23 protein-coding genes and 1 pseudogene are annotated in these 23,589 nt (G+C 65.6%); 12 read left to right on the forward strand and 12 right to left on the reverse strand.

All coding sequences use genetic code 11. The features are described from left to right. Positions 1-70 precede the first annotated feature (70 nt). The gene (locus ACVW16_RS17960) at positions 71-847 is read left to right on the forward strand and encodes a tetratricopeptide repeat protein (RefSeq protein WP_456736812.1); all 777 of its coding nucleotides are present in this window, start codon (positions 71-73) and stop codon (positions 845-847) included. A 39-nt stretch (positions 848-886) separates the two neighbouring features. Here the strand turns inward: ACVW16_RS17960 and ACVW16_RS17965 are convergent, their stop codons facing one another. From ACVW16_RS17965 to rsmI, 7 genes are all read right to left on the reverse strand, one after another. After that, complete coding sequence (locus tag ACVW16_RS17965) at positions 887-2,176, reverse strand: AAA family ATPase (protein ID WP_456736811.1); 1,290 nt, start codon at positions 2,174-2,176, stop codon at positions 887-889. Further along, on the reverse strand, positions 2,173-2,910 hold the full coding sequence (locus ACVW16_RS17970; protein WP_456700496.1) for a CpaD family pilus assembly protein: 738 nt from the start codon (positions 2,908-2,910) through the stop codon (positions 2,173-2,175). Before ACVW16_RS17970 ends, ACVW16_RS17965 begins: the two co-directional genes overlap by 4 nt. A gap of 50 nt (positions 2,911-2,960) precedes the next feature. Then, positions 2,961-4,478, reverse strand: coding sequence for a type II and III secretion system protein family protein (locus ACVW16_RS17975; protein ID WP_456705122.1), 1,518 nt, complete (start codon positions 4,476-4,478; stop codon positions 2,961-2,963). Between the two features lie 10 nt (positions 4,479-4,488). Then, entirely contained in the window at positions 4,489-5,304 is an 816-nt protein-coding gene (gene cpaB, locus ACVW16_RS17980) for a Flp pilus assembly protein CpaB (protein WP_456700497.1), read from the reverse strand. A 366-nt stretch (positions 5,305-5,670) separates the two neighbouring features. Then, entirely contained in the window at positions 5,671-6,615 is a 945-nt protein-coding gene (gshB, locus tag ACVW16_RS17985; RefSeq protein ID WP_456700498.1) for a glutathione synthase, read from the reverse strand. A 10-nt stretch (positions 6,616-6,625) separates the two neighbouring features. Then, a complete protein-coding gene (locus ACVW16_RS17990; protein ID WP_456736810.1) occupies positions 6,626-7,039 on the reverse strand; it encodes a YraN family protein in 414 nt (137 codons plus the stop codon). Next, positions 7,026-7,988, reverse strand: coding sequence for a 16S rRNA (cytidine(1402)-2'-O)-methyltransferase (gene rsmI / locus ACVW16_RS17995; RefSeq protein WP_456736809.1), 963 nt, complete (start codon positions 7,986-7,988; stop codon positions 7,026-7,028). The genes ACVW16_RS17990 and rsmI overlap by 14 nt, the downstream gene beginning before the upstream one ends. Positions 7,989-8,316: 328 nt before the next feature. On the opposite strand from rsmI, the gene ACVW16_RS18000 reads away from it, so the two are divergent. Next, positions 8,317-9,552, forward strand: coding sequence for a penicillin-binding protein activator (locus tag ACVW16_RS18000; RefSeq protein WP_456736808.1), 1,236 nt, complete (start codon positions 8,317-8,319; stop codon positions 9,550-9,552). A 2-nt stretch (positions 9,553-9,554) separates the two neighbouring features. On the opposite strand, the gene hemW is transcribed toward ACVW16_RS18000, so the two are convergent. Genes hemW through rph form a run of 3 tightly spaced genes read right to left on the reverse strand, consistent with a single transcriptional unit; the run spans position 9,555 to position 12,059 of the window. Further along, positions 9,555-10,712 carry a radical SAM family heme chaperone HemW gene (gene hemW, locus ACVW16_RS18005; RefSeq protein ID WP_456736807.1) on the reverse strand — a complete coding sequence of 386 codons (1,158 nt, stop codon included), beginning with the start codon at positions 10,710-10,712 and terminating at the stop codon, positions 9,555-9,557. Continuing rightward, on the reverse strand, positions 10,699-11,334 hold the full coding sequence (rdgB, locus tag ACVW16_RS18010) for an RdgB/HAM1 family non-canonical purine NTP pyrophosphatase (RefSeq protein ID WP_456736806.1): 636 nt from the start codon (positions 11,332-11,334) through the stop codon (positions 10,699-10,701). The genes hemW and rdgB overlap by 14 nt, the downstream gene beginning before the upstream one ends. Positions 11,335-11,345: 11 nt before the next feature. Continuing rightward, entirely contained in the window at positions 11,346-12,059 is a 714-nt protein-coding gene (gene rph, locus ACVW16_RS18015) for a ribonuclease PH (RefSeq protein ID WP_092232324.1), read from the reverse strand. Between the two features lie 167 nt (positions 12,060-12,226). On the opposite strand from rph, the gene hrcA reads away from it, so the two are divergent. Both hrcA and grpE read left to right on the forward strand, forming a co-directional pair. After that, positions 12,227-13,345, forward strand: coding sequence for a heat-inducible transcriptional repressor HrcA (hrcA, locus tag ACVW16_RS18020; protein WP_456736805.1), 1,119 nt, complete (start codon positions 12,227-12,229; stop codon positions 13,343-13,345). 69 nt (positions 13,346-13,414) lie between these two features. Beyond that, entirely contained in the window at positions 13,415-14,020 is a 606-nt protein-coding gene (grpE, locus tag ACVW16_RS18025) for a nucleotide exchange factor GrpE (protein ID WP_456700505.1), read from the forward strand. A 67-nt stretch (positions 14,021-14,087) separates the two neighbouring features. On the opposite strand, the pseudogene pncA reads toward grpE, so the two are convergent. Then, positions 14,088-14,811: pseudogene (gene pncA / locus ACVW16_RS18030) on the reverse strand (bifunctional nicotinamidase/pyrazinamidase). 102 nt (positions 14,812-14,913) lie between these two features. Next, positions 14,914-15,852: a hypothetical protein gene (locus ACVW16_RS18035; RefSeq protein ID WP_456736803.1), complete on the reverse strand. Its 939-nt coding sequence runs from the start codon at positions 15,850-15,852 to the stop codon at positions 14,914-14,916. 397 nt (positions 15,853-16,249) lie between these two features. Here ACVW16_RS18035 and dnaK point away from each other — a divergent pair, with 397 nt between their 5' ends. From dnaK to ACVW16_RS18075, 8 genes are all read left to right on the forward strand, one after another. Then, positions 16,250-18,151, forward strand: coding sequence for a molecular chaperone DnaK (gene dnaK / locus ACVW16_RS18040; RefSeq protein WP_092232313.1), 1,902 nt, complete (start codon positions 16,250-16,252; stop codon positions 18,149-18,151). A 245-nt stretch (positions 18,152-18,396) separates the two neighbouring features. Then, complete coding sequence (dnaJ, locus tag ACVW16_RS18045) at positions 18,397-19,533, forward strand: molecular chaperone DnaJ (protein WP_456700508.1); 1,137 nt, start codon at positions 18,397-18,399, stop codon at positions 19,531-19,533. A gap of 88 nt (positions 19,534-19,621) precedes the next feature. After that, on the forward strand, positions 19,622-20,221 hold the full coding sequence (locus ACVW16_RS18050) for a class I SAM-dependent methyltransferase (RefSeq protein WP_456700509.1): 600 nt from the start codon (positions 19,622-19,624) through the stop codon (positions 20,219-20,221). 57 nt (positions 20,222-20,278) lie between these two features. Beyond that, positions 20,279-20,857, forward strand: coding sequence for an NADPH-dependent FMN reductase (locus ACVW16_RS18055; RefSeq protein WP_092232307.1), 579 nt, complete (start codon positions 20,279-20,281; stop codon positions 20,855-20,857). A 6-nt stretch (positions 20,858-20,863) separates the two neighbouring features. Further along, positions 20,864-21,577: an orotidine-5'-phosphate decarboxylase gene (pyrF, locus tag ACVW16_RS18060; RefSeq protein WP_456736802.1), complete on the forward strand. Its 714-nt coding sequence runs from the start codon at positions 20,864-20,866 to the stop codon at positions 21,575-21,577. Between the two features lie 101 nt (positions 21,578-21,678). Beyond that, positions 21,679-21,990 carry a DUF1330 domain-containing protein gene (locus tag ACVW16_RS18065; protein WP_456700511.1) on the forward strand — a complete coding sequence of 104 codons (312 nt, stop codon included), beginning with the start codon at positions 21,679-21,681 and terminating at the stop codon, positions 21,988-21,990. A gap of 108 nt (positions 21,991-22,098) precedes the next feature. Next, a complete protein-coding gene (gene dapB / locus ACVW16_RS18070) occupies positions 22,099-22,917 on the forward strand; it encodes a 4-hydroxy-tetrahydrodipicolinate reductase (RefSeq protein ID WP_456700512.1) in 819 nt (272 codons plus the stop codon). Between the two features lie 25 nt (positions 22,918-22,942). Continuing rightward, positions 22,943-23,566, forward strand: a complete 624-nt coding sequence (locus ACVW16_RS18075; protein ID WP_456700513.1) for a 2,3-bisphosphoglycerate-dependent phosphoglycerate mutase — start codon at positions 22,943-22,945, stop codon at positions 23,564-23,566. Positions 23,567-23,589 lie beyond the last annotated feature (23 nt).

The following is a 23,589-nucleotide window of genomic DNA, read 5'->3' on the forward strand; positions in this document are numbered from 1 at the left end:
CGCGTCCTTAACCGGACTTTAGGGTTAATCGGCAAAGCATCTCTGATCAGTCCGCCGCGGTGATCAGAGTATGTCCAAGCGTTCGTCCCTTGCCTCTTCCCCGGCGAGATTCCTGCTGCCCGCGCTCGCGGTGCTTGCCCTCGGTGGCTGCCAGACCACAGGCCTGGAGGACGTGACCGGCGCGCTCGGCGGCCGGTCCGAGCCTGTCGCCACGGCCGACGCCAAGCCCGATATGAACGCCCTGCGCGAGCGCTATCGTGCCAATCCCGGCGATCCCAACGTTGCGCTCGACTACGGCAAGGCGCTGCGCGAGACCGGCCAGCGGGCCCAGGCGGCGGCGGTCATGGAGCAGGCCGTCCTTCTCCATCCCAGCAACAAGGCGCTGCTCGCCGGCTACGGCCGCGCGCTCGCCGACAACGGCAATTTCCAGCAGGCGTTTGACGTGCTGGGCCGCGCGCATACGCCCGAAGATCCCGACTGGCATATCCTGTCGGCTCAGGGCGCCGTGCTTGATCAGCTCGGCCGCAACGAGGAAGCGCAGCAATATTACGCAAGCGCGCTGAAGATCGTGCCGGACGAACCGTCGGTGCTGTCCAATCTCGGCCTGTCCTACATGCTCCAGAACAACCTGCCGCGCGCCGAGGAAACCATGCGCCGCGCCTATCAGCGCGATCCGGCCAATCCCCGCGTGCGGGCCAATCTCGCGCTGGTGCTGGGGCTGGAGGGCAAGCAGACGGAGGCCGAGACCATCGTGAAGGCCGATCTGCCGCCGGACCAGGCCGCGGCAAAGGTCACGGCGCTGCGTCAGTTGCTGTCGAAGAAGCAGCAGCAGCACGCGGAGAAATGATCTCCGCCGCTTTTGTTCGCTCGAAAACGCTCCCGTGCTTTACGACGCCTTGCGATGCGGCGCTGATGCGCGTCCGCTCTTGCCCTTCAGCTTCTTCAGGAGCGGTCCGAGCAGCGAACGCTTCGGCTTCTTCACCTCGCCGCGCCCGGCGAGCCGGTTGGCCATGGTCTGGAACAGCTCGGTGGTGCGGTGGCTCCTGGAGACCTCCGCGATCATCTGGCCGTTATTCGCAGCGGTCGAGAACAGCTTCGAATCGAACGGGATCACCGCGAGCGGCTGCCCCTCCATCGTCTTGGCGAAGGATTTGACGTCGATCTCGGCCCGCTTGTGCATGCCGACCTGGTTGATGCAATAGAGCGGGGGCCGGTCGTTCGGCCGCGCCGCCTTGAGCACGGTCAGCATGTTCTTGGTGTTGCGCAGGTTTGCGAGGTCAGGCTCGGCCACGATGACGATGTCGTCGGCGTTGACCAGGGCGCGCTTGGTCCAGGCCGACCATTGGTGCGGCACGTCGAGCACGATGCATGGCGTCGTCATGCGCAAGGTGTCGAAGATCGCGTCGAACGCTTCGGCGCCGAAATCATAGACGCGGTCAAGGGTGGCGGGTGCGGCAAGGAGGCTGAGGCGCTCGGTGCATTTGGCGAGCAGACGCTCGATCAGCGCCGTATCCGGCCGGTCCTGCGACAGCACCGCGTTGGCGATGCCCTGCGCCGGATCCTGGTTGTAGTCGAGACCGGCGGTACCGAAGGCGAGGTCGAGATCGATCACGACGGAATCGAGCGCCAGATCGCGCGCGATGGTCCAGGCCACATTGTGCGCGACCGTCGAAGCGCCGACGCCACCCTTGGCGCCGACCACCGCGATGATGCGGCCGGTGATGATGGCCTCGGAAGCCGAGAACAGGCTGCAGATCGAGCGCACCACGTCGATGGTCTGGACCGGTCCGATCACGTAGTCGTTGACGCCGCGACGCACCAGCTCGCGATAGGGCGCGGTGTCGTTGGGATTGCCGATCACGACCACGCGCGTGCCGGGATCGCAGACGCCGGCGAGGTCGTCGAGGCCTTCGAGAATGTCGCGCGTGCCGTCGGATTCGATCACGATGACGTTCGGTGTCGGCATCGTGTCATAGACGTCGATGGCTGCGGCCAGACCGCCGCTCCTGGCGGTGAGATGCGCCTTGGCGAGACGGCGGTCCTGCCCGGCCGCGGTGATCGCGGCGAGCGTCTGCTCGGTCTCGCAAAAGGCCTGCACCGAGATGCGGGGAACCGGCGCAATGTGTTCGTCGGGGCGCTGCGGATCGTCCGCCTCGTCGTCGTGAATCCCAGTCATTTGCCTGTATCGCTGAGTTTGGCCTTGTCGGCCTCGGGATAGGTGGTCGCGGTCGCGTTGCCCTTGCGGTAGCGGTCGAAGGCGATGTCGCGCCGCGCGGTGTAAGCGGGCGTCTCCGCGCGCGGCTGCTCGAGGTCGGCGGGGTTGTCGATCATCGCGGCGAGATTGCGCTGGGTGGCGCAGCCGAGATTGAAGTAGGGCCTGTTCTCGTTGTAGCCGGGATCGACGATCGACGGTCCCATGTCCTCGGGCCACAGCCCGCAGGGGCCGGCGACCGCAGTGATCTTGGAATAGCTCAGCCGGATGGTCGGCAACAGGCCGGGATCTTCGGGGCGATAGGGATGCTGGACGATGGCGCGCGACGGCACGCCGCCACTGCCGAGCACGGCACGGATCTCGTGATAAGTCGCTGCTGCTGCGCGCGAATTCGCGGTGTCGATGGGCACGTCGACGACGACGGAGCCGGTGCCTTCGCGCACCCAGTCGCGGGCGATGCCCATCACGTCCGCGGCTTGCGGGGCCGAAAGACCGCCTCTCGCCTTGCCGACGAAGATCACGATCGAGCGCGTGCCTTCCTGCACCGCGATCGGGTGGCGCATGCGGTAATCGGTCGGCACCGTCTGCGTGGTGACGACGTCGCCGGTGGTGTTGCAGGCTCCCAGCATGACGGAAAGCCCGGTCAGCGCGAGCGCGATGCGCGACTTGCGAAATCGATCTTCTGTCGTCTTCGTCATCGCCTGGTCCCCCCCTACCGCTATCCCGGTCCCCAAACCGTTCGTTCGTGTCAGTCGATGATGAAGCCGAAATCGCCGCTGATGCCGTCGATCGGATCGACGCGGCGCGCGATGCCGTAGAGGCGGTTCATGCGGCCGAGCAGCGCCGACTGCGCATCCGAAGAGGGTGCGAACCCGTCGTCGGGCCGCGACAATTCCTTCTGGGCGACCGCGCGCACCACATAGGGGGTCACGATCACCATCAGCTCGGTCTCGTTGTTGACGAAGTCCTGGCTGCGGAACAGCGCGCCGAGGATCGGGATCTGGTCGACGCCGGGCAGGCCGTTGACGGCCTGCTTGGTCTGCTGCTGGATCAGGCCGGCCATTGCCATCGAACCACCGGAGGGAATTTCCAGCGTGGTCTCGGCGCGGCGGGTCTGGACCGAGGGAATGGTGATCGAGTTGGTCGAATTCGCGGACAGCGCCTGCGACACCGTGATCGCGTTCTGGCTCGACAGCTCCGAAACCTCGGTCATCACGCGCAGGCTGATGCGGCCCTCACTGAGCACCACCGGCGTGAAGTTCAGGGAGATGCCGAACTTCTTGTAGGTGATCTGGGTGGTGCAGACATGCGTGGCCGGATCGCAGGCGTAGCCGCCGGGGATCGGGAATTCGCCACCGGCGATGAAAGTCGCTGACTCACCCGAGATCGCGGTCAGGCTCGGCTCGGCCAGCGTCCGCATCACGCCCGCGCTCTCCATCGCGCGCATCGTGGCGTTGACCGTGGCGACGCCCTTGGCAAGCCCTGTGACGCCGAGGCCGTTGCTGCCGACCAGCGGTCCGCCGCTGGCAGTGAACGGGTTGGAATTGTTGAAGTTCACCACCGCGGTGCCGGCATTCAGGCTGGCGCTGAGGTCGACGCCCAATTGCTTGACGATGTCGCGGCGGACTTCGCCGACGACGACTTTCAGCATGACCTGGTCGCGGCCACGGACCACGATGTTGTTGACGACCTTGTCGCTGCCGCCGACGAGCTTCGCGGCGACGTCGCCGGCCTGCTGGGCCTCGACCGGGCTCGACACCGAACCGGTCAGCATCACGCTGTCGCCGACGCCTTCGATCTGCACCCCCGGCAGCGACTGGTGCAGCGCCGCCCGCATGCCGTTGAGATCGCGCTTCACCGCGATGTCGTAGGAGGCGACCTGCTGGCCGTCGGCGCTGAAGAACACCACGTTGGTCTGGCCGACCTGTCCGCCGATGATGTAGGCGCGCTGCGACGACCGGATCACCGCATTGGCGATCTTGGGATCAGCCACCAGCACGTCCTTGACCTCGCGCGGCAGGTCGATGACCACAGATTTGCCGATTCCAAGCGACAGCGAACGCGTCCGTGCGGGCGCGACGGTCGCGGCCGGCGCCACGCCGAGGTCCGGCGCCTGCATCGGCGCCTGGTCTCCGACCGGCGCATCCGCGGCGCGGACGAGATCGGGGCCTGCGACCAGCCCCAGCATCATCATCGCCCCTGCCCAGAACGAGCCAGCGCGCTTCCCCCGAATGCGCAGGCCCATCCGATAATCCCCGTAATTCATCATGTCTCCATCACTTCTGTGACGTTAGTTGTCGCGTCTGCACGCCGTAGCGGATCACGTTGACGCCGCTCTGACGCTGCTTGAGCGCCTGGTCTTCGGGCGCGCCGTCGGTGGCGCTGGCATCGGCGATGCTGCGCAGTGCGAGCGTCAAAGTTCCGCCCTGGCGCGAGGCCGACAGCGTGGCGACCTGCTCGGGCTTCAGCTCCAGCGTGACGGTCTTGCCGATCACGGCGGTCTGGCCGTCCTTTTCCTTCGGCGCCTGGTCGATCGCGAGCACGCGGATATTGGACAGGACGACCTCCGACAGGATCAGGTCATTGCCGCCGGTCGCACCGCTGGTGTCGGGGTTCTTCAGGCGGCGCGTCAGCACGACGTCGACGCGGTCGTTTGGCAGGATGAAGCCGCCGGCGGCGGTCTCTGCCGAGATCTCGGTGGATACGGCCCGCATGCCCGAGGGCAGGATCGCGGCCATGAAGCCGGAGCCGTCCGCCCTCACCAGCTTCTGCTCGCGGATCGGCTCGCCCTGCATCAACGGCACGCGCGCGATCGACCCGGCGATCTCGGTTTGTGCGTTGGGCCTGCTGTCGCGCCGGACGAAGGCGCTGCTGGCGGTCGCTTGCGGCCAGGTCTGCCATTGCAGATCCTCGGCCTTCACGGCCTGGCCGAGCTGGATGTCGGATTTGGCGACGAGCACCTCGGTCGTCGGCAGCTTCTCGGCCACCGGGGCGACCGGCGCGGGCTTGTTGTCGTAGCTGCTCGCCAGATACGCAGCGACGCCGCCGGCGCTCAGCGCGATGACGAGAACGACAATGCGTGCGGTGTTCATACGCTTCTACTCTCACGCGGGGCACTCGAACCGCACGTAGCGTGTTCCCCCGCGTCGATGAGTAGGGAGTAAAAGTATAAGGGGTGTTGCGAGGCCGAGTGTGATGCCCTGTGACGGTGCGGGTTTTGGGCGGATGGTGAATGCCGCGTTATCCCGGTCGGTCAGTGGCCCCGTAGATTCACGCAGGCGCACTACGACCTTCGGAGGAAGCGCGGGAGCGTCATGGTGAATGGGTGGTTAGTAAAGGAGGTGCGTCGCGAGATGGAAGCAGCGCGCATCAACATCAGTGTCGTCCCGGCGAAGACTGCGCGCGTCCGGGACGACGTGGAGAGAGAGACGAGGCTCCCCAACGCCATCATTGCGGAACTACCTCGTCCGCTTCTGCTCGATCACGTCCCAGATTTTCGCCGCAACGTCGGGGCCGCCAAGGCGTGCGATGGCGCGAATGCCGGTCGGCGACGTCACGTTGATCTCGGTGAGATTGCCGTTGATGACGTCGATCCCGACGAACAGGAGGCCGCGCTCGCGCAGCGCCGGGCCGACGGTGGCGCAGATCTCGCGTTCGCGCGGCGTCAGCTCTGTCTCCTTGGCGGCGCCGCCGCGCACCATGTTGGAGCGGAGATCGTCGGCCGCCGGCACGCGGTTCACGGCGCCTGCGAACTCGCCATTGACCAGGATGATGCGCTTGTCGCCGAGCTTCACCTCGGGAATGAACTGCTGAATCACCCAGGACTCTTTGAACGTCACCGAGAACATGTCGAACAGCGAGCCGAAGTTCATGTCTTGCGGCATCACCCGGAACACCGCGGCGCCGCCATGGCCGTGCAGCGGCTTCATCACCACGGCACCGTATTTGTCGCGGAACGCGTTGATCTCATCTAAGTCGCGCGAGATCAAAGTCGGCGGCATCAGCTGCGGAAAGTTCATCACGAACAGTTTTTCGGGCGCGTTTCGCACCGCGGCGGGATCGTTGACCACCAGCGTCTTTGGGTGAATGCGTTCGAGCAGATGCGTCGAAGTGATATAGGCGAGGTCGAACGGCGGATCCTGCCGCAGCAGGACGACGTCGAAGCCGTTGAGCGCTTCGCGCCTGGGCTCACCGAGGGTGAAATGATTGCCGGGCTCGTCGCGCACCGTCAGCAGCTGCACCGGCGCGACGATCTCCTCGCCGACCATCGAGAGCTTGTCGGGCGTATAATAGGACAGGCCGTGGCCGCGCTTCTGCGCCTCCAGGAGCAGCGCGAAGGTGGAATCGCCCTTGATGTTGATGCGGGCGATGGGGTCCATCTGGACGGCGACGTTCAGTTTCATGGGCTGCCTTTCAGGTCGAGGCGTCGAATGCCGCCAACACATGGCGTGGAAGTGACCGCGGCGCAATCAGCATGGCGTCGAATCGCAACTCGAATTCCGCATGCTCGGGATGCGCTGCGAGCCAGCCCTGCGCGGCATCGATGATGCGCTGCTGCTGGCGTGGCGTGACCGCATAGGCGGCCTCGTCGAGGCTGGCGCGCGCCTTGACCTCGACGAAGGCGATCAGGTTGCGGCGGCGCGCCACGAGGTCGATCTCGCCATGCGCCGTGCGGTAGCGTTTGGCGAGGATGCGGTAACCCTTGGCCACGAGAAAGGCGGCGGCGCGGCTCTCGGCCGAGATGCCGGTGCGGAACGCGGCGACACGCTCGGGCGAGGCGACCTTTGGCTCCGGTTTGGGTTCTGCGACGCCCCTAGTCTTCGCCATCGCCGCCCCGCAAATCCTCGTGCGGACTCTTGGCGAGTTCGAGCGCGCGGGCATAGATCTCGCGGCGGGGCCGCCCAGAAAGCGCGACGGCATGCGCGACGGCGTCCTTGACGCTGTTCGTGGCGAGCTGCGCGCGCAGGAGATCGTCCAGTGCATCTGATGTCAGCACGTCGGCGTCGGCCGCGGGCGGTGCGATCACCAGCACGAATTCGCCGCGCGTCTCCAGCGCGTCGGCTTCGCCCGCGAGCTCACTCAGCGTCGCCCGCGAAATCTCCTCGTGCAATTTCGTCAGCTCGCGGCAAATCGCGGCTTCGCGCGTCCCCATGATCTCGGCGAGCTCGGCAAGCGTGTCCTGCACGCGATTGCCGGATTCGAACATCACCAGCGTGGCATCGATGTGCGCGAGCTCGGCCAGGCGCGATTTTCGCGCGGCCGATTTGGCGGGTAGAAAGCCCTCGAAGAAAAAACGGTTGGTCGGCAGCGCCGCAACCGACAGCGCCGCCAGCACCGACGAAGGGCCGGGCAGCGCAAAGACCGCGTGGCCGGCGGCACAGACCTCGCGCACCAGCTTGTAACCGGGGTCGGAGATCAGCGGCGTCCCGGCGTCCGACACCAGCGCGACCGAGCCGCCTGCCGCGAGTGCCTCCAGGATCTTCGGCCGCGCAGCCTCGGCATTATGCTCGTGATACGGCTTGAGCTGCGCAGAGATGTCGTAACGCTCGGTCAGGCGCCGCGTGATGCGGGTGTCCTCGCAGGCGATGACGTCGACCCCGGCCAGCGTCTGGAGCGCCCGCAAGGTGATGTCGCCGAGATTGCCGATGGGGGTCGCGACCAGATAGAGGCCGGCCGCCGGCTTCGGAGCTGTCAGCCGATGGGCGTCGATGGAGAAACCGCGCGAGGCGGTGTCCGCAGCTTCAGTCGTATTTATCGGAGCCGGCTTTGCGCGCATAATGAATCGAACTTAGGCATGATCCCGGTGGCTGGGAACCAGTCCCCGGAAAAAGATCATATTGGGAGAGGGACTGGAATGTGATCCATCCGGCATCACATTCGAGGGGGAATGAAGCGTCAGCGCCATATTCGCGGCGGAAACCGCGCCTTGATGCTGCGTGACGGACGGCAAACAGCTGGCCGGAACGAAGGGCAGCCGCGTTAAGCGGTCATTATCCTTTTGTTTTGGTTAACTATTTGTGGACAACATGCCTGAATCCGCGGCTTGTGTTGCGGACAAGAGTGAAGTGACGGGCCGCCTGCGGCCGGTCAGAAGAGAAGCTGCCATGGTGGGCCCGCGTGATCCGAAGTCTCCCGTTCAGGGGCCCCTGATGCCAGGGGCGACCCGGCGGAGTACGCTTGGCCTGCTGCTCGGCACGCCCTTGCTCTCGGCCTGCGCCGGCGTGCAGCAGAGCCTCAGCCAGTTTTCCAGCCCGTTCTCCAGCTCCTCGCCGCCTCCGGCCCAGCCGGCCGGTCCGCCACAGCAGGCGACGACCGCGGGCACCGGCGGCGTGAAGGTCGGGGTGATCCTGCCGCTCTCGGCCGCGGGCAATGCCGGGCTTGCGGCGCAATCCATGCGCAACGCCGCCGAGATGGCGCTGGCCGAGTTTCAGAACCCGAATATCCAGCTCCTGATCAAGGACGACAATGGCAGCCCGCAGGGCGCGCAAGCCGGTGCGCAGCAGGCGGTCGAGGAAGGTGCCGAGATCATCCTGGGGCCGCTGTTCGCGCAGTCGGTGCCGGCGGTGGCGCAGGTCGCGCGCGCGCGCGGCATCTCGGTGATGGCGTTCTCCACCGATTCCAGCATCGCCGGCCGCGGCGTCTACCTCCTGAGCTTCCTGCCGGAGTCCGACGTCAACCGCATCATCGAATATTCCGCCGGCATCGGAAAACGCGCCGTTGCCGTGCTCGTGCCCGACAATGCCTATGGCAATGTCGTCGAAGCCGCGGTGAAGGCCGCGGTGCCCAGGCGCGGTGGGCGTGTCGTCGCGTTCGAAAGATACGGCGCCGATCGAGCCACGCCGGCGCGCAACGTGGCACAGCAGCTCGGCAGCGCGGACGCATTGTTCATTGCCGATGACGGCGATGCCGTCGTTTCGGTCGCAGACGCGATGACCGCAGCGGGCGCGAATCTGCGCAACATCCAGCTGCTCGGGACCGGCCTGTGGGACAGCCCGCGCGTCTATGCGAGTCCGGCGCTGCAGGGCGGCCTCTATGCCGCGCCGGATCCGGCCGGCTTCCGCGCGTTCTCCGGCCGCTACCGCACCAAATATGGCGCCGAGCCGATCCGCACCGCGACGCTCGCCTATGATGCCGTCGCGCTTGTCGCAGCGCTTGCGCGCACGCAGGGTACGACGCGCTTCTCGGCCGACGTGCTCACGAATCCATCTGGTTTCGCGGGCATCGATGGCCTGTTCCGGTTCCGTGCGGATGGCACCAATGAGCGCGGCCTTGCGGTGATGAAGGTGACGACGGGCGGCGGTGTCGCGGTCGCGGGCTCGCCGAAGAGTTTTGGGGCGTAGTCCTACGCCGCGAGATCCGCGACCACGGCGTCCAGCACCGGAAAACCGCTGCTCGTCACCCGCAACCGTCCCGCCGCATCGACCGTGATCGCGCCTTCCTCACGCAGCAGCGCGATACGTCTGGGATCGAGCGGACGGCCGGACAAGGCCTTGTAGCGCTCGGGGTCGATGCCTTCGGCCAGGCGCAATCCCATCAGCAAGAATTCGTCGGCCCGCTCCTCGCTGTTGAGGAGATCGTCGGTGACGATTCCATCGCCGTTGCTCTCGACCCGCATCAGCCAGGCTTCGGGACGCTTCTCGGTGGCGGTGGCGTGCCTGATGCCGTCGATGTCGAGGCGGCCATGGGCGCCGGGACCGATGCCGGCATATTCCTCACCGCGCCAGTACACCAGATTGTGCCGGCACTCGGCGCCGCGTCGCGCGTGATTTGAGATCTCGTAGGCGGGCAGGCCGAGCTTGTCGCAGGTCTCCTGCGTCACGTCGTAGAGCGCGCGCGCGACCACTTCGTCCGGCGTCTTCAATTTGCCCGCCTGGTGCAGGCCGAAGAACGGCGTGCCTTCCTCGATCGTCAATTGGTAGAGCGACAGATGCTCGGCCGCTTCATCGATCGCAAGGCGCAGCTCGTCCGCCCACATCGCCGGGGTCTGGTCGGGACGGGCGTAGATCAGGTCGAACGAATAGCGATCGAACGAGCGGCGCGCGATGGCGACGGCGTCGAGTGCCTCGCGCGCACTGTGCATGCGGCCGAGCGCTTTCAACGAGGCATCGTCGAGCGCCTGCACGCCGAGCGAGACTCGATTGACACCGGCAGCGCGATAGCCGGCGAAGCGCGTGGCCTCGACGCTGGTCGGGTTTGCTTCCAGCGTCACTTCGACGTCGTTGGCAACGCGCCAGTGCTTGCCGATCGCATCGAGCACCGCGCCGACGGTGGCGGGCTGCATGAGCGATGGTGTGCCTCCGCCGAGGAAGATCGAGCTGACTTCGCGACCGGGCGAGCGCTGCGCAGTCGTTTCGATCTCGCGCGCGAAGGCGGCCGCAAAACGCGCCTCGTCGATGGCGGCGTGGCGGACGTGGCTGTTGAAGTCGCAATAGGGACACTTCGACAGGCAGAACGGCCAGTGCACGTAGACGCCGAACGCATCTTTATCAGCGCGGCTCAAGGCAGATCTCCGCCAGTTTCACGAAGGCCCGGGCGCGGTGCGACAGGCCGAGGCCGAGCGGCGGCAGGCCATGCTTCTCGATGCTGGTCATCTCACCGAAGGTGCGGTCGTATCCGTCGGGCAGGAACATCGGATCGTAGCCGAAGCCGGCGGTGCCGCGGGGTGGCCACACCAGCGTGCCGTCGACGCGCGCCTCGACCTGTTCGAGATGATCGTCGGGCCAGGCGACGCAGAGCGCCGAGACGAAATGCGCTTTGCGCTTGTCCGGCGTGGTGGCGCCGCGCTCCTGCAGCAGGCGCTCGATCTGCGCCATGGCGGCGGCAAAGTCCTTGGACGGACCGGCCCAGCGTGCGCTGTAGATGCCGGGCGCGCCGTCGAGCGCGTCGACGACGATTCCGGAATCATCGGCAAAAGCCGGTAGCTTGGTCGCCTGCGCGGCCGCGATTGCCTTGATCGCGGCGTTGCTGCGGAAATCGCTGCCGGTCTCGTCAGGCTCGCCAAGGCCGAGTTCGCCGGCCGACACCACCTCGATGCCGTGAGGCGCGAGCAGCTCTTTCATCTCGGCGAGCTTGCCGGGATTGTGGGTCGCGATGACGAGCTTTCCGGTGATTCGGCGGTGCATGGGGCTATTGACTACGCGACAGCCAGTTTCTGCAAGTCCACCAGACGCGCGATGCCTTTTTGCGCCAATGCGATCAGCGCCAGGAACTCGTCCTGCGTAAACGGCTCGCGTTCCGCAGTGCCCTGCACCTCGATGATGCGGCCGTCACCGGTCATGACGAAATTGGCGTCGGTTTCGGCTGCCGAGTCCTCGGCATAGTCGAGATCGAGCACCGGCGTGCCCTTGTAGATGCCGCATGAGATCGCGGCGACGTTGTCGCGCATCACGTTGGCCTTGATCATGTTGCGCGACTTCATCCAGTTGATGCAGTCGGCGAGCGCGACCCAGGCCCCGGTGATCGAGGCGGTGCGGGTGCCGCCGTCGGCCTGGAGCACGTCGCAATCGACGGTGATCTGGCGCTCGCCGAGCGCTTCGAGATCGACGATGGTGCGCAGGGAGCGGCCGATCAGGCGCTGGATCTCGACGGTGCGGCCGCTCTGCTTGCCGGCCGAGGCCTCGCGGCGGGTGCGTTCCGAGGTCGCACGCGGCAGCATGCCGTATTCGGCGGTGACCCAGCCGCGACCCTGGCCCTTCAGCCACGGCGGCAGGCGGTCTTCCAGCGTGGCGGTCACAAGCACGTGGGTGTCGCCGAATTTCACGAGGCAGGAGCCTTCCGCATATTTGACCACGCCACGCTCAAGCGTCACGGGGCGCAATTCGTCGGGCGCACGGCGGCTTGGCCGCATGGGAAATCCTCCAAAACTCGCAAGGTCAGGCTGTTCGCGGTGCTTGTAGGTGGGGTGAGGGTGGGCAGCAAGGCTTTTTCGCCCCTGATATCTGCCCCGCAAACGCCACGCTTGTCAGACGCGCCCGGGATGGACAAATTACGAGGAACTGACAGGAGTTAACGTCTGTGGCCCATCACGATCCGATCCATCTGATCGCGCCGCGCGCAGGCCTCGCCCAGCTCAACGAGCGTTCCCGCGACATCTTTCGTCAAATCGTCGAAAGTTACCTCGCGACCGGTGAGCCGGTGGGCTCGCGCAACATCTCGCGCCTGATCGCGATGCCGCTGTCGCCGGCTTCCGTGCGCAACGTCATGGCCGATCTGGAACAGCTCGGTCTGATCTACGCTCCGCATACCTCCGCCGGCCGGCTGCCGACGGAACTCGGCCTGCGCTTCTTCGTCGACGCCCTGATGCAGGTCGGCGATCTCAACGAGTCCGAGCGGCAATCGATCCAGAGCCAGCTCGCCACCGTCGGCCACGCCCAATCGGTGGAGGCGGCGCTGGATCAGGCGTTGACCCGGCTCTCCGGCCTGACGCGCGCCGCGGCGGTGGTGCTGACGCCGAAGTCCAATGCGCGGCTCAAGCACATCGAATTCGTCCGGCTGGAACCCGAGAAGGCGCTGGTCATCCTGGTCGGAGAGGACGGCCAGGTCGAAAACCGTGTGCTGGCGCTGCCGCCGGGGGTTCCCTCCTCGGCCATCACGGAAGCCGGCAATTTCCTCAATGCGCGGATTCGCGGGCGGACGCTCGCCGAGGCGCGGCTGGAGCTGGAAACCGCGCTCGGCGAGGCCCGCGCCGAGCTCGATCAATTGACGCAAAAGGTGATCTCGGCCGGGATCGCGAGCTGGTCGGGCGGCGAGAACGAGGACCGCCAGCTCATCGTGCGCGGGCACGCCAATCTGCTGGAAGATCTGCACGCGCTCGAGGATCTCGAGCGTGTCAGGCTGTTGTTCGAGGATCTCGAGACCAAGCGCGGCGTGATCGACCTGTTGGGGCGCGCGGAAACCGCCGAAGGCGTCAGAATCTTCATCGGCAGCGAGAACAAGCTGTTTTCGCTGTCCGGCTCCTCCACCATCATCTCGCCCTATCGGGATGCCGCCGGCCACATCGTCGGCGTTTTGGGCGTCATCGGGCCCACACGGCTGAACTATGCCCGTGTGATCCCGACCGTGGACTATGCCGCCCGCATCGTCAGCCGCCTGCTGGGCGGGCTGACCGGCATTGAGCCGATCACGGGCGCTTGATTTTCGGCGTCCGAAGCACGATATCCGGGCCAGCAAACCTCCCCTTGAGACGAGTTCGAGAAGCAGCCGATGACCGATCCCACCCGGCAACCCGAAGACACGGCCGCGCCGACCGGCGAACCCGTGGTGTCAAAGCCCTACATCATGCCCGACGATCCCGAGCCCGGCTCGGTCGAAACGTTGCAAAAGGAAGCTGCCGAGGCGCGCGACCGCATGCTGCGGACGCTGGCCGAGATGGAGAACCTGCGCAAGCGCACCGCCAAGGAGGTCGCCGACGCCAAGCTCTACGGCATCACCGGCTTTGCCCGCGACGTGCTCGACATCGCCGACAATCTCCAGCGCGCGCTCGATGCCGTTCCGTCCGAAGCGCGTGCTGCGGCCGATCCCGGCCTGATCGCGCTGATCGAGGGCGTCGAGCTCACCGAGCGCTCGCTGCTCAATGCGCTGGAAAAGCACGGCGTGAAGAAGCTCGATCCGCAGGGCCAGAAGTTCGACCCGAACTTCCATCAGGCGATGTACGAGGTGCCTGACGCATCGGTGCCCGCGGGCACCGTCGTGCAGGTCATGCAGGCCGGCTACACCATCGGCGAGCGCGTGCTGCGTCCGGCGCTGGTCGGCGTCGCCAAGGGCGGCGCAAAGCCCGCGCCCGCGGCGAACAGCAACGAAGCGAACTGAACGATATCGAGGAGCGCGCTCGCGCGCGTCTCCTCCTCTTCCTCAAGGTCTGGCAGAGGTGAGCGCTTTATGCGCTCACCGCGATATCCGCGGACTGAATCCGCTTCACGCCGGCCTTGGCCATGTCGACCCAGGCCTTCGCGAGCGAGCCCTGATTGTCGATGCCGCGGCAGGCGTCTTCCACGACGTAGACTTCAAAAACCAGCCTTGCGCGCATCGAGCGCAGTCCAGGCGACGCAGAAGTCCGTGGCGAGGCCCGCGACAAAGACGCGCTTGATCTTGCGGGACTTCAGATAGGCGGCGAGCCCCGTCGTTGTCTTGCCGTCGGCTTCGACGAAGGCCGAATAGCTGTCGACATCCTTGTGGAAGCCCTTGCGGATGATGAGCTCGGCCTGCGGGATCGAGAGGTCTTTCGACAGCGAGGCGCCATCGGTGCCCTGCACGCAATGGTCGGGCCACAGCACCTGCTTGCCATAGGGCAGGTCGATGGTCTCGAACGGCTTCTTGCCGGAATGCGCTGACGCGAACGAGACGTGGCCGGGCGTGTGCCAGTCCTGCGTCATCACCACGTTCGAAAATGCTTTGGCCATCTTGTTGATCACAGGCACGACCTGCTCGCCTTCCTTCACCGCGAGGCTGCCGCCCGGCAGGAAGCAGTTCTGCACATCGATCACGAGCAGCGCGGATGCATCGTCCGGCTTGATCGAGGCTGCTGCGAAAAGTGCCGATGGCGCGAGGCTCGCGAGTGTGGTGGTCCCCAGCGCGGCCAAGATCTGTCGTCGATTAATCATCGTCCGCCTCCCTCAAGGTTGATCCGGTGGAGGGAAGCCTAGTTCCGTTCGTGTACAAACGAAAGCCCGAAAATGCAGCCGGCCCTGGTGAGGGGATGGGCGCTACCCCTTCGGCTGGATGCCGTCGCGGACGGCGCGGAAGCGGGTGAAGGCGTCGGACCACTGGTCGCGCGGAGCGCTGGCGATGATGCGCAGCGAGGTGCCGCCGCCGAACCGGATCCATTGCACGACCGTGACCGGGGTCTTGTCCTTGCCGCTGACGCCGTCGATCCGGGTCTCAAAGCCGGGCTGGCTGTTGATGCGAATCGGCTCGGACATGGTGACACGGGACTCGCGCAGGCCGGGGATCTGGAGTGCGGCCTCCTGGGCGAAGCGGGCGCGGTCGTCGGCGGCTTGCGGAGTGGCGCCGATCAGGCCGAGGATCATGAACGGCTTCGATTCATAGCCCGCGCTCTCGTCACCGTCGGCCAGGATGATGCTCGAGCCCGGCACCAGCGTGCGGATGTCCTTGAAGCCGGCGAGATCGGTGATCTTGAACGGCATCAGCCCGAGCTGCTCGTCAGCCGACACCTCCTTGCGCAGGGTGGCGGTCGCAAACATCTGCCGCACCGCCTCGTCGGTGTAGATCTTCGAGGCGTTCTCCGGGACCTGCACCGCGACATAGCCGGAGAAGCCAGTGCCCGGCACGATCATCGAATAGCGCTTCACCAGCGTGTCCCCGGCCTTGCCGCTCTCGGTGGTAAAATAGGCAAGGCCCGCCGATGTCTCGATCTTCTCCGGCTTGACGCCGTTGACGCCGCCCGGATTGGCGTTGAAGGCCGTTGCAACCTCGTTATAGGCCGCCGGCGGCAGTTCGGTGACCAGCACCTTGACGCTGCCGTCCTCGTTCTCGAAGCCCGGGAAGGTCTTGGCCTTGCTCAGCCCGACCAGCGGCACCATGCCGAGACGCAGACCCGGCGGATACACGGCGTCGGCAGCAAGCGCCGGAAGCGCGGAGACAACGATAAGGGCGAGCGCGGCGAGGGGGCGGATCAGCTTCATGGGCACTCTGATTGGTTCATATTGAGGCCGTACGATGGTCGGCCGTTGGCCGCGTTGTCGCGCGAAGCGGCCCCGTGACGAGGCCGTCCGGCCGGTCCGCCTTTTAGCGGGTTTGGTGCGCCGGCAACAGGGCCGGGCCGATCACGGCAGCGGAGACGGCCTGAGCACTGAACCTGTTAACAAATCCTCACCCGCAAGGGCGGTGAAGCCCGGATATGATCTTCCAAAACCCAATGTTTTCACGGTCCAAACTTGCGTTCGGTCCTTGCGGGCTCCTCCCCCCCTCCTATATGAGCCTCAACCATCGCAATATCGCGAATGTTTGATCTTAGGGGGTTTCGGTTCGGGTGCCTTCTGGGCCCAGCCAACCTGCCGCAAAAAGAAGGATATCAGGACCATGGGAAAGGTCATTGGGATCGACCTCGGCACCACGAATTCGTGCGTCGCCGTGATGGACGGCAAGAACGCCAAAGTTATCGAGAATTCCGAAGGCATGCGCACGACGCCTTCGATCGTCGCCGTGACTGATGACGGTGAGCGCCTCGTCGGCCAGCCCGCCAAGCGCCAGGCCGTGACCAATCCAGAGCGTACGTTCTTCGCGGTGAAGCGCCTCATCGGCCGCCGCTACGACGACCCGATGGTCGAGAAGGACAAGAAGCTCGTTCCGTACAAGATCGTGAAGGCTTCGAACGGCGACGCCTGGGTCGAGGCCGACGGCCAGACCTACTCGCCCTCGCAGGTCTCTGCGTTCATCTTGCAGAAGATGAAGGAGACCGCGGAAGCCCATCTCGGCCAGAAGGTCGACCAGGCGGTCATCACCGTTCCCGCTTACTTCAACGACGCCCAGCGCCAGGCGACCAAGGACGCCGGCAAGATCGCGGGCCTTGAGGTGCTGCGCATCATCAACGAGCCGACCGCGGCCGCGCTGGCCTATGGCCTCGACAAGACCAAGGCCGGCACGATCGCCGTGTACGATCTCGGCGGCGGCACGTTCGATATCTCCATTCTCGAAATCGGCGACGGCGTGTTCGAGGTGAAGTCGACCAACGGCGACACCTTCCTCGGCGGCGAAGATTTCGACATGCGGCTGGTCGGCTATCTCGCCGACGAGTTCCAGAAGGAGCAGGGCATCAACCTGCGCAACGACAAGCTCGCGTTGCAGCGCCTGAAGGAAGCCGCTGAAAAGGCCAAGATCGAGCTGTCGTCGACGACGCAGACCGAGATCAACCTGCCCTTCATCACCGCGGACCAGACCGGTCCGAAGCATCTGACGATGAAGCTCACCCGCGCCAAGTTCGAGGCGCTGGTGGACGACCTGGTCCAGAAGACCGTCGAGCCCTGCCGCAAGGCGCTCAAGGACGCCGGCGTCACCGCCGGTGAGATCGGCGAAGTCGTGCTGGTCGGCGGCATGTCGCGCATGCCGAAGGTCCAGGAGGTCGTGAAGCAGCTGTTCGGCAAGGAGCCGCACAAGGGCGTCAACCCGGACGAAGTCGTGGCGATCGGTGCCGCGATCCAGGCCGGCGTGCTCCAGGGCGACGTCAAGGACGTGCTGCTGCTGGACGTGACCCCGCTGTCGCTGGGCATCGAGACGCTGGGCGGCGTGTTCACCCGCATCATCGACCGCAACACCACGATCCCGACCAAGAAGAGCCAGGTGTTCTCGACCGCCGAGGACAACCAGAACGCGGTCACCATCCGCGTCTTCCAGGGCGAGCGTGAAATGGCGGCCGACAACAAGATGCTCGGCCAGTTCGACCTGATGGGCATCCCGCCGGCGCCGCGCGGCATGCCGCAGATCGAGGTGACCTTCGACATCGACGCCAACGGTATCGTCAACGTCTCGGCCAAGGACAAAGCCACGGGCAAGGAGCAGCAGATCCGCATCCAGGCCTCCGGCGGGCTTTCGGAAGCCGACATCGACAAGATGGTCAAGGACGCCGAGGCCAATGCCGCGGCCGACAAGCAGCGCCGCGAGGCGGTCGACGCCAAGAACCATGCCGATGCGCTGGTGCACTCCACCGAGAAGGCGCTGGCCGAGCACGGTTCGAAGGTCGCCGAGACCGAGCGCCGCGCCATCGAGGACGCCGTCAGCGACCTTAAGGAAGCGCTGAAGGGCAGCGATGCCGAGGCGATCAAGGCCAAGACCAACACGCTGGCGCAGGCCTCGATGAAGCTCGGCGAAGCCATGTACAAGCAGCAGGCTGAGGCCGATGCGGCCAAGGACGCTGCGAAGGACGACGTTGTCGACGCGGAATTCACCGAAGTCGACGACGACAAGAACAACAAGAAGTCCGCTTAAAGCCCGAGAGGGTATGATGCGGACGGCTTGGACCCCACACGCTACGTCGGCCTCCCCCCTAAGGGGGGAGGCTTTCGTGTCGGGGCAGACGGGCGATGCGCCCGTTACGATCAATCAATTCCCAGCACTTATGCTCAACGCTCCCATGCGGTCCGCTGCCACGACGCGGAAGGCCGCCCATATCGTCGCGTGGCGACGTCGTTTCGCTCCGACTTGAATCGCGATCGGATAGACCTGAGTCAGACATGTCCACGTCCACCAAGCGCTGCTACTACGAAACCCTCGAAGTCGAACGCACGGCCGACGAGAGCAAACTGAAATCGTCGTTCCGCAAGCTGGCGATGAAGTTTCATCCGGACCGCAATCCCGGGGACGAGACCAGCGAGGTCAAGTTCAAGGAGATCAACGAGGCCTACGAGGTCCTGAAGGACAAGGACAAGCGCGCGGCCTACGACCGCTTCGGCCATGCCGCGTTCGAGCAGGGCGGTCCCGGCGGCGGTGGCGCCGGCTTCGGTGCGGGCTTCGCCTCCTCCTTCTCCGATATTTTCGAAGATCTGTTTGGCATGGCCGGCCAGCGGGGCCGCGGCGGCCGCGAGCGTGGCGCCGACCTGCGCTACAACATGGAAATCACCCTCGAGGAAGCTTTTGCCGGCAAGACCGCGCAGATCGAGATTCCGGTCTCCGTCACCTGCGAGGCCTGCTCGGGCATCGGCGCCAAGGCCGGCACCAAGCCGAAGGCCTGCTCGACCTGCGGCGGCGCCGGCCGCGTGCGACAGTCGCAAGGCTTCTTCACCCTCGAACGCACCTGCCCCGCCTGCCAGGGCCGCGGCCAGATGATCGAGGACGCCTGCCCGTCCTGCTCGGGCCAGGGCCGCGTCACCCGCGAGCGCACGCTGTCGGTCAATATCCCGCAAGGCGTCGAGGACGGCACCAGGATCAGGCTCGCCGGCGAAGGCGAAGCCGGCGTCCGCGGCGGCCCGCCCGGCGATCTCTACATCTTCCTGTCGCTGGCCCAGCACCAGTTCTTCCAGCGCGACGGCGCCGATCTGCATTGCCGGGTGCCGATCTCGATGGTGACAGCGGCGCTCGGCGGCGAATTCGAGGTGCCGACCATCGACCAGACCAAGGCCAAGGTGAAGGTGCCTGCCGGAACCCAGTCCGCCCGTCGATTCCGCATTGCATCAAAAGGCATGCCGGTCCTGCGCTCCCGCCAGATGGGCGACATGTACGTTCAGGTCGTGGTCGAGACCCCCCAGAACCTCACCAAGAAGCAGCAGGAATTGCTGGTCGAGTTCGAAAAGCTCTCCTCCGGCAACACCCAGCCGGAATCCGAGGGCTTCTTCGCCAAGGTCAAGGATTTCTTCGGCAATCGGGCGAACTGAGCCGGCTTGACCGTATCGGCTTCGGCCTATACGTCTTTATGACCTTTTTCTGACACGCCGCTGTCACGCGGTCCCGTCCGGTCCTGACATGCCATTGCCATCGTCCGCGCGTGCGTTGAAGAAGCCCCGTCTAGATGACGAGGTGCGCTTTCTCAGATCGTGGATCGAAAAGCCCCTCCACATGGGCGCGGTGATGCCGTCGGGCAAGCTGCTGGCCCGGACCATGGCTCACTATGTCGATGTCGATTCCGACGCTCCGGTGGTCGAGCTCGGGCCCGGCACCGGCGCCATCACCTCGGCCCTGGTCGAGCGCGGCGTCGACCAGAAGCGTCTGGTGCTCGTCGAATACAATCCCGGCTTCTGCGCGCTGCTGCGCGACCGCTATCCGCAGGCGACTGTGGTGCAGGGCGACGCCTATCGCCTGCGCGACACGCTCTGGAACGTTCTGAGCGCGCCGGCCTCGGCCGTTGTCTCCGGCCTGCCGCTGGTCACAAAACCGATGCTGACCCGGCTGCGGCTCATTCGCGATTCCTTCATGGCGCTGGCGCCCGGCGCGCCCTTCGTCCAGTTCACCTATGCGGTGGTGCCGCCGATCCCGAAATCGCTGCCCGGCGTGTCCACAGAGGCTTCGGAACGGATCTGGATGAACCTTCCGCCGGCCCGCGTCTGGGTGTATCGCAAGGACTAATTCCGCCGGCTTTCTTCTCTGCGCGGCGGGCTTGTTTCGCCGAACGTATGGAAGCGGATGTCCGCACCGAAAATCCTGGTCATTCCCGGCTCGCTGCGCACCGGCTCGCACAATGCGAAGCTGGCGGCGGTCGCCGCCTATGAGTTCGCCCAGGCCGGTGTCGACATCACCCGCATCTCGCTCGCCGATTTTCCGCTGCCGATCTATGACGGCGATCTCCAGGCCAAGTCAGGCATCCCGAAGCACGCCATCAATCTCAAGCGCATGATCGGCGCACATCATGGCGTGCTGATCGTTTCGCCCGAATACAACGCCTCGGTGCCGCCGCTGCTGAAGAACGCGATCGACTGGGTGAGCCGCGTGCACGATCTGCACGAGGCGCGCGGCGATGTCTTCCGCAACCGCGCCTTCGCACTCGCCGGTGCTTCGCAGAGCCGGTTAGGTGCCGCCCGTGCGCTTCAGGCATTGCGGCTGATCCTGACGTCCTGCCAGGCCAATGTGATCGCCAGCCAATTCACGCTCGCCTTTGCCGACCAGGCCTACGACGATATGGACAGGCTCAAGAGCCAGACCGATAGCGACGGGCTGAAGGAGATGGTGCGGCAGTTGATCGACATTTCCCAACGCATGATGTGAGGTGACATGACGCCCGCCGAAATCGCCCCCAAGGACCGTCTGATCGTCGCGCTCGATCTGCCCAGCGTCGAGGCCGCGGAGGCGATGATCGCCGGGCTCGGCGACAGCGTCACCTTCTACAAGATCGGCTATCGGCTCGCTTATGCCGGCGGCTTGCCGCTGGTCGCCAGGCTTGCCGACAAGGGCAAGAAGGTCTTTCTCGATCTCAAGCTGCACGACATCGGCAACACGGTGGCGCAAGGCGTCGAAAGCATCACCAGGCTGGGCGCAACCTTCCTCACCGTGCATGCCTATCCGCAGACCATGAAGGGCGCCGTCGAGGGCCGCGGCTCCTCGAAGCTGAAGCTTCTCGCCGTTACGGTGCTGACCTCGTACAATCAGGACGATCTGCACGCCGCCGGGTTCCGGCTCGGCGTCTCCGAGCTCGTCGAAGCGCGCGCGAGGCAGGCACAGACGCTCGGCATCGATGGCCTGGTATCGTCGCCCGAGGAGGCGGTAGCCTTGCGCAAGATCGTCGGACGCAAGATGCATCTCGTCACGCCAGGCATTCGTCCGGCAGGATCGGCCGCCGGGGACCAGAAGCGCATCATGACGCCGGGCCGTGCAATCGCCGCGGGCGCGGATTATCTCGTCGTCGGCCGGCCGGTGGTGGAAGCCGCCGATCCGAAGGCGGTCGCGGAAGCCATCCAGGCCGAGATCGCGCAGGCACTCGAAGCATGATCCGCAACAGTGTGAAGCGGTTTTTTCTCGCGACAAACGCGGAACGCGTTTGCGCGGAGATCATGCTCAAATAGAACCACCAACAACCAGGGAGAAGAACGATGGCAAAAGGCTACTGGATCGGTCGCGTCGACGTGAGCAATGACGAGGGCTACAAGCCCTACGCTGTGGCCAACGGTCCGATCTTCAAGAAATGGGGCGGCCGCTTCGTCGTCCGCGCGGGCAAGTTCACCACTGTGGAAGGCGCCAGCCGCACCCGCAACGTCGTAATCGAATTTCCGGACTATCAGACCGCCATCGCGTGCTACAACTCGCCGGAATACCAGGCCAACATCAAGGTGCGGCAGCCGCACTCGATCGCCGACCTCATCATCATCGAAGGTTACGACGGACCGCAGCCGTCGGACGGTTGAGGCGTCCTCTCTTGCCGCCCCCCTGGAGAGGAGCATGCCGCGGGCTCATGGGGCCTCGGTTGCCGGAACTGCATCCCGCCGCTACAACGGCGCTGAGAGGATCACACCATGTCAGACATGCGCTTGATTGTTGCCGGAGCCGGTGGCCGGATGGGCCGCGCCCTGGTGCGGGCGATTGCCGACAGCAAAGGCGCGGTGCTGGCTGGCGCGCTGGAGGCGCCGGGCTCGGAGCTCTTAGGCAAGGATGCCGGCGTGCTCGCCGGTCTGCCTGAAAACGGCATCAAATTGTCCGCCGACCTCTGGGCGATGTCCAAGGACGCCGACGGCATCCTGGATTTCACTGTGCCGGCCGCAACCATCGCCAATGTCGCGATCGCGGCCGAGCGCGGGCTGGTCCACGTCGTCGGCACCACCGGGCTTTCGGCCTCGGACAATGCCGTGATCAAGAGCGTCACCAACCGCGCGGTCGTGGTACAGTCGGGCAATATGAGCCTGGGCGTCAATCTCCTCGCCGCCGTGGTCAAGCGCGTCGCCAAGGCGCTCGACCAGAGCTTTGACATCGAGATCGTCGAATCCCATCACCGTATGAAGGTCGATGCGCCCTCCGGCACCGCGCTGATGTTGGGCCAGGCGGCAGCGGCCGGTCGCGGCATCCCGCTCGACGAAGAGCATTCTGAACGCGGCCGCGACGGCATCACCGGCGCGCGCAAGCCGGGGGCCATCGGCTTTGCCTCCCTGCGCGGCGGCACCGTCGCCGGCGAGCACAGCGTCACCTTCCTCGGCCCGTTCGAGCGGCTGACCCTGTCCCATCTCGCCGAAGACCGCATTCTGTTCGCGCACGGCGCGCTGAAGGCGGCGCTGTGGGCGCATGGCAAGAAGCCGGGGCACTACTCCATGGCCGACGTGCTCGGCCTCGCGGACATCTAACCGATAACCCGAACGGAAGCAGTCAATGAGCGAACGTCTTCTCGTGCTCGTGCGGCACGGCCAGAGCGAATGGAATCTCAAGAACCTGTTCACCGGCTGGAAGGATCCTGATCTCACCGAGCTGGGCATGAAGGAAGCCTCGGAGGCCGGCCGCAAATTGAAGGCGGAGGGCCTCGTCTTCGACGTCGCCTACACCTCGGTGCTGAGGCGCGCGCAGCACACGCTCGATCTCATTCTCGGCGAGCTCGGCCAAAGGGACCTGCCGACTTCGAAGAACCTCGCGCTGAACGAGCGCGACTACGGCGATCTCTCCGGCCTCAACAAGGACGACGCCCGCAAGAAATGGGGCGAGGAGCAAGTGCTGATCTGGCGCCGCTCCTACGACGTGCCGCCGCCCGGCGGTGAAAGCCTGAAGGACACGCTGGCCCGCGCGCTGCCTTATTACGTGCAGGAAATCCTGCCCGGCGTGCTCAACGGCAAGCGCACCCTGGTCGCCGCACACGGCAATTCGCTGCGTGCGCTGATCATGGTGTTGGAGAAGCTGTCGCCCGAAGGCATCCTGAAGCGCGAGCTCGCGACGGGCGTGCCAATCATCTATCGGCTCAACGCGGATTCGACCGTGGCGTCGAAGCTGGATCTGGCGGGCTAGGTTTCGCCGCAGGCGCAAAATTG

The sequence above is a fragment of the Bradyrhizobium sp. USDA 4474 genome (assembly GCF_054057515.1).

Bases quoted from the DNA above. Each gene is read 5' to 3' on its own strand.
- ACVW16_RS17990 (WP_456736810.1), bottom strand. From the start codon at position 7,039: ATGGCGAAGACTAGGGGCGTCGCAGAACCCAAACCGGAGCCAAAGGTC.
- ACVW16_RS17960 (WP_456736812.1), top strand. From the start codon at position 71: ATGTCCAAGCGTTCGTCCCTTGCCTCTTCCCCGGCGAGATTCCTGCTG.
- ACVW16_RS18055 (WP_092232307.1), top strand. From the start codon at position 20,279: ATGTCCGCACCGAAAATCCTGGTCATTCCCGGCTCGCTGCGCACCGGC.
- ACVW16_RS17975 (WP_456705122.1), bottom strand. From the start codon at position 4,478: ATGAATTACGGGGATTATCGGATGGGCCTGCGCATTCGGGGGAAGCGC.
- ACVW16_RS18065 (WP_456700511.1), top strand. From the start codon at position 21,679: ATGGCAAAAGGCTACTGGATCGGTCGCGTCGACGTGAGCAATGACGAG.
- ACVW16_RS18075 (WP_456700513.1), top strand. From the start codon at position 22,943: ATGAGCGAACGTCTTCTCGTGCTCGTGCGGCACGGCCAGAGCGAATGG.
- rph (WP_092232324.1), bottom strand. From the start codon at position 12,059: ATGCGGCCAAGCCGCCGTGCGCCCGACGAATTGCGCCCCGTGACGCTT.
- grpE (WP_456700505.1), top strand. From the start codon at position 13,415: ATGACCGATCCCACCCGGCAACCCGAAGACACGGCCGCGCCGACCGGC.
- cpaB (WP_456700497.1), bottom strand. From the start codon at position 5,304: ATGAACACCGCACGCATTGTCGTTCTCGTCATCGCGCTGAGCGCCGGC.
- dnaJ (WP_456700508.1), top strand. From the start codon at position 18,397: ATGTCCACGTCCACCAAGCGCTGCTACTACGAAACCCTCGAAGTCGAA.
- ACVW16_RS18050 (WP_456700509.1), top strand. From the start codon at position 19,622: ATGCCATTGCCATCGTCCGCGCGTGCGTTGAAGAAGCCCCGTCTAGAT.
- dnaK (WP_092232313.1), top strand. From the start codon at position 16,250: ATGGGAAAGGTCATTGGGATCGACCTCGGCACCACGAATTCGTGCGTC.
- rdgB (WP_456736806.1), bottom strand. From the start codon at position 11,334: ATGCACCGCCGAATCACCGGAAAGCTCGTCATCGCGACCCACAATCCC.
- dapB (WP_456700512.1), top strand. From the start codon at position 22,099: ATGTCAGACATGCGCTTGATTGTTGCCGGAGCCGGTGGCCGGATGGGC.
- ACVW16_RS17965 (WP_456736811.1), bottom strand. From the start codon at position 2,176: ATGACTGGGATTCACGACGACGAGGCGGACGATCCGCAGCGCCCCGAC.
- gshB (WP_456700498.1), bottom strand. From the start codon at position 6,615: ATGAAACTGAACGTCGCCGTCCAGATGGACCCCATCGCCCGCATCAAC.
- pyrF (WP_456736802.1), top strand. From the start codon at position 20,864: ATGACGCCCGCCGAAATCGCCCCCAAGGACCGTCTGATCGTCGCGCTC.
- ACVW16_RS17970 (WP_456700496.1), bottom strand. From the start codon at position 2,910: ATGACGAAGACGACAGAAGATCGATTTCGCAAGTCGCGCATCGCGCTC.
- ACVW16_RS18035 (WP_456736803.1), bottom strand. From the start codon at position 15,852: ATGAAGCTGATCCGCCCCCTCGCCGCGCTCGCCCTTATCGTTGTCTCC.
- ACVW16_RS18000 (WP_456736808.1), top strand. From the start codon at position 8,317: ATGGTGGGCCCGCGTGATCCGAAGTCTCCCGTTCAGGGGCCCCTGATG.
- rsmI (WP_456736809.1), bottom strand. From the start codon at position 7,988: ATGCGCGCAAAGCCGGCTCCGATAAATACGACTGAAGCTGCGGACACC.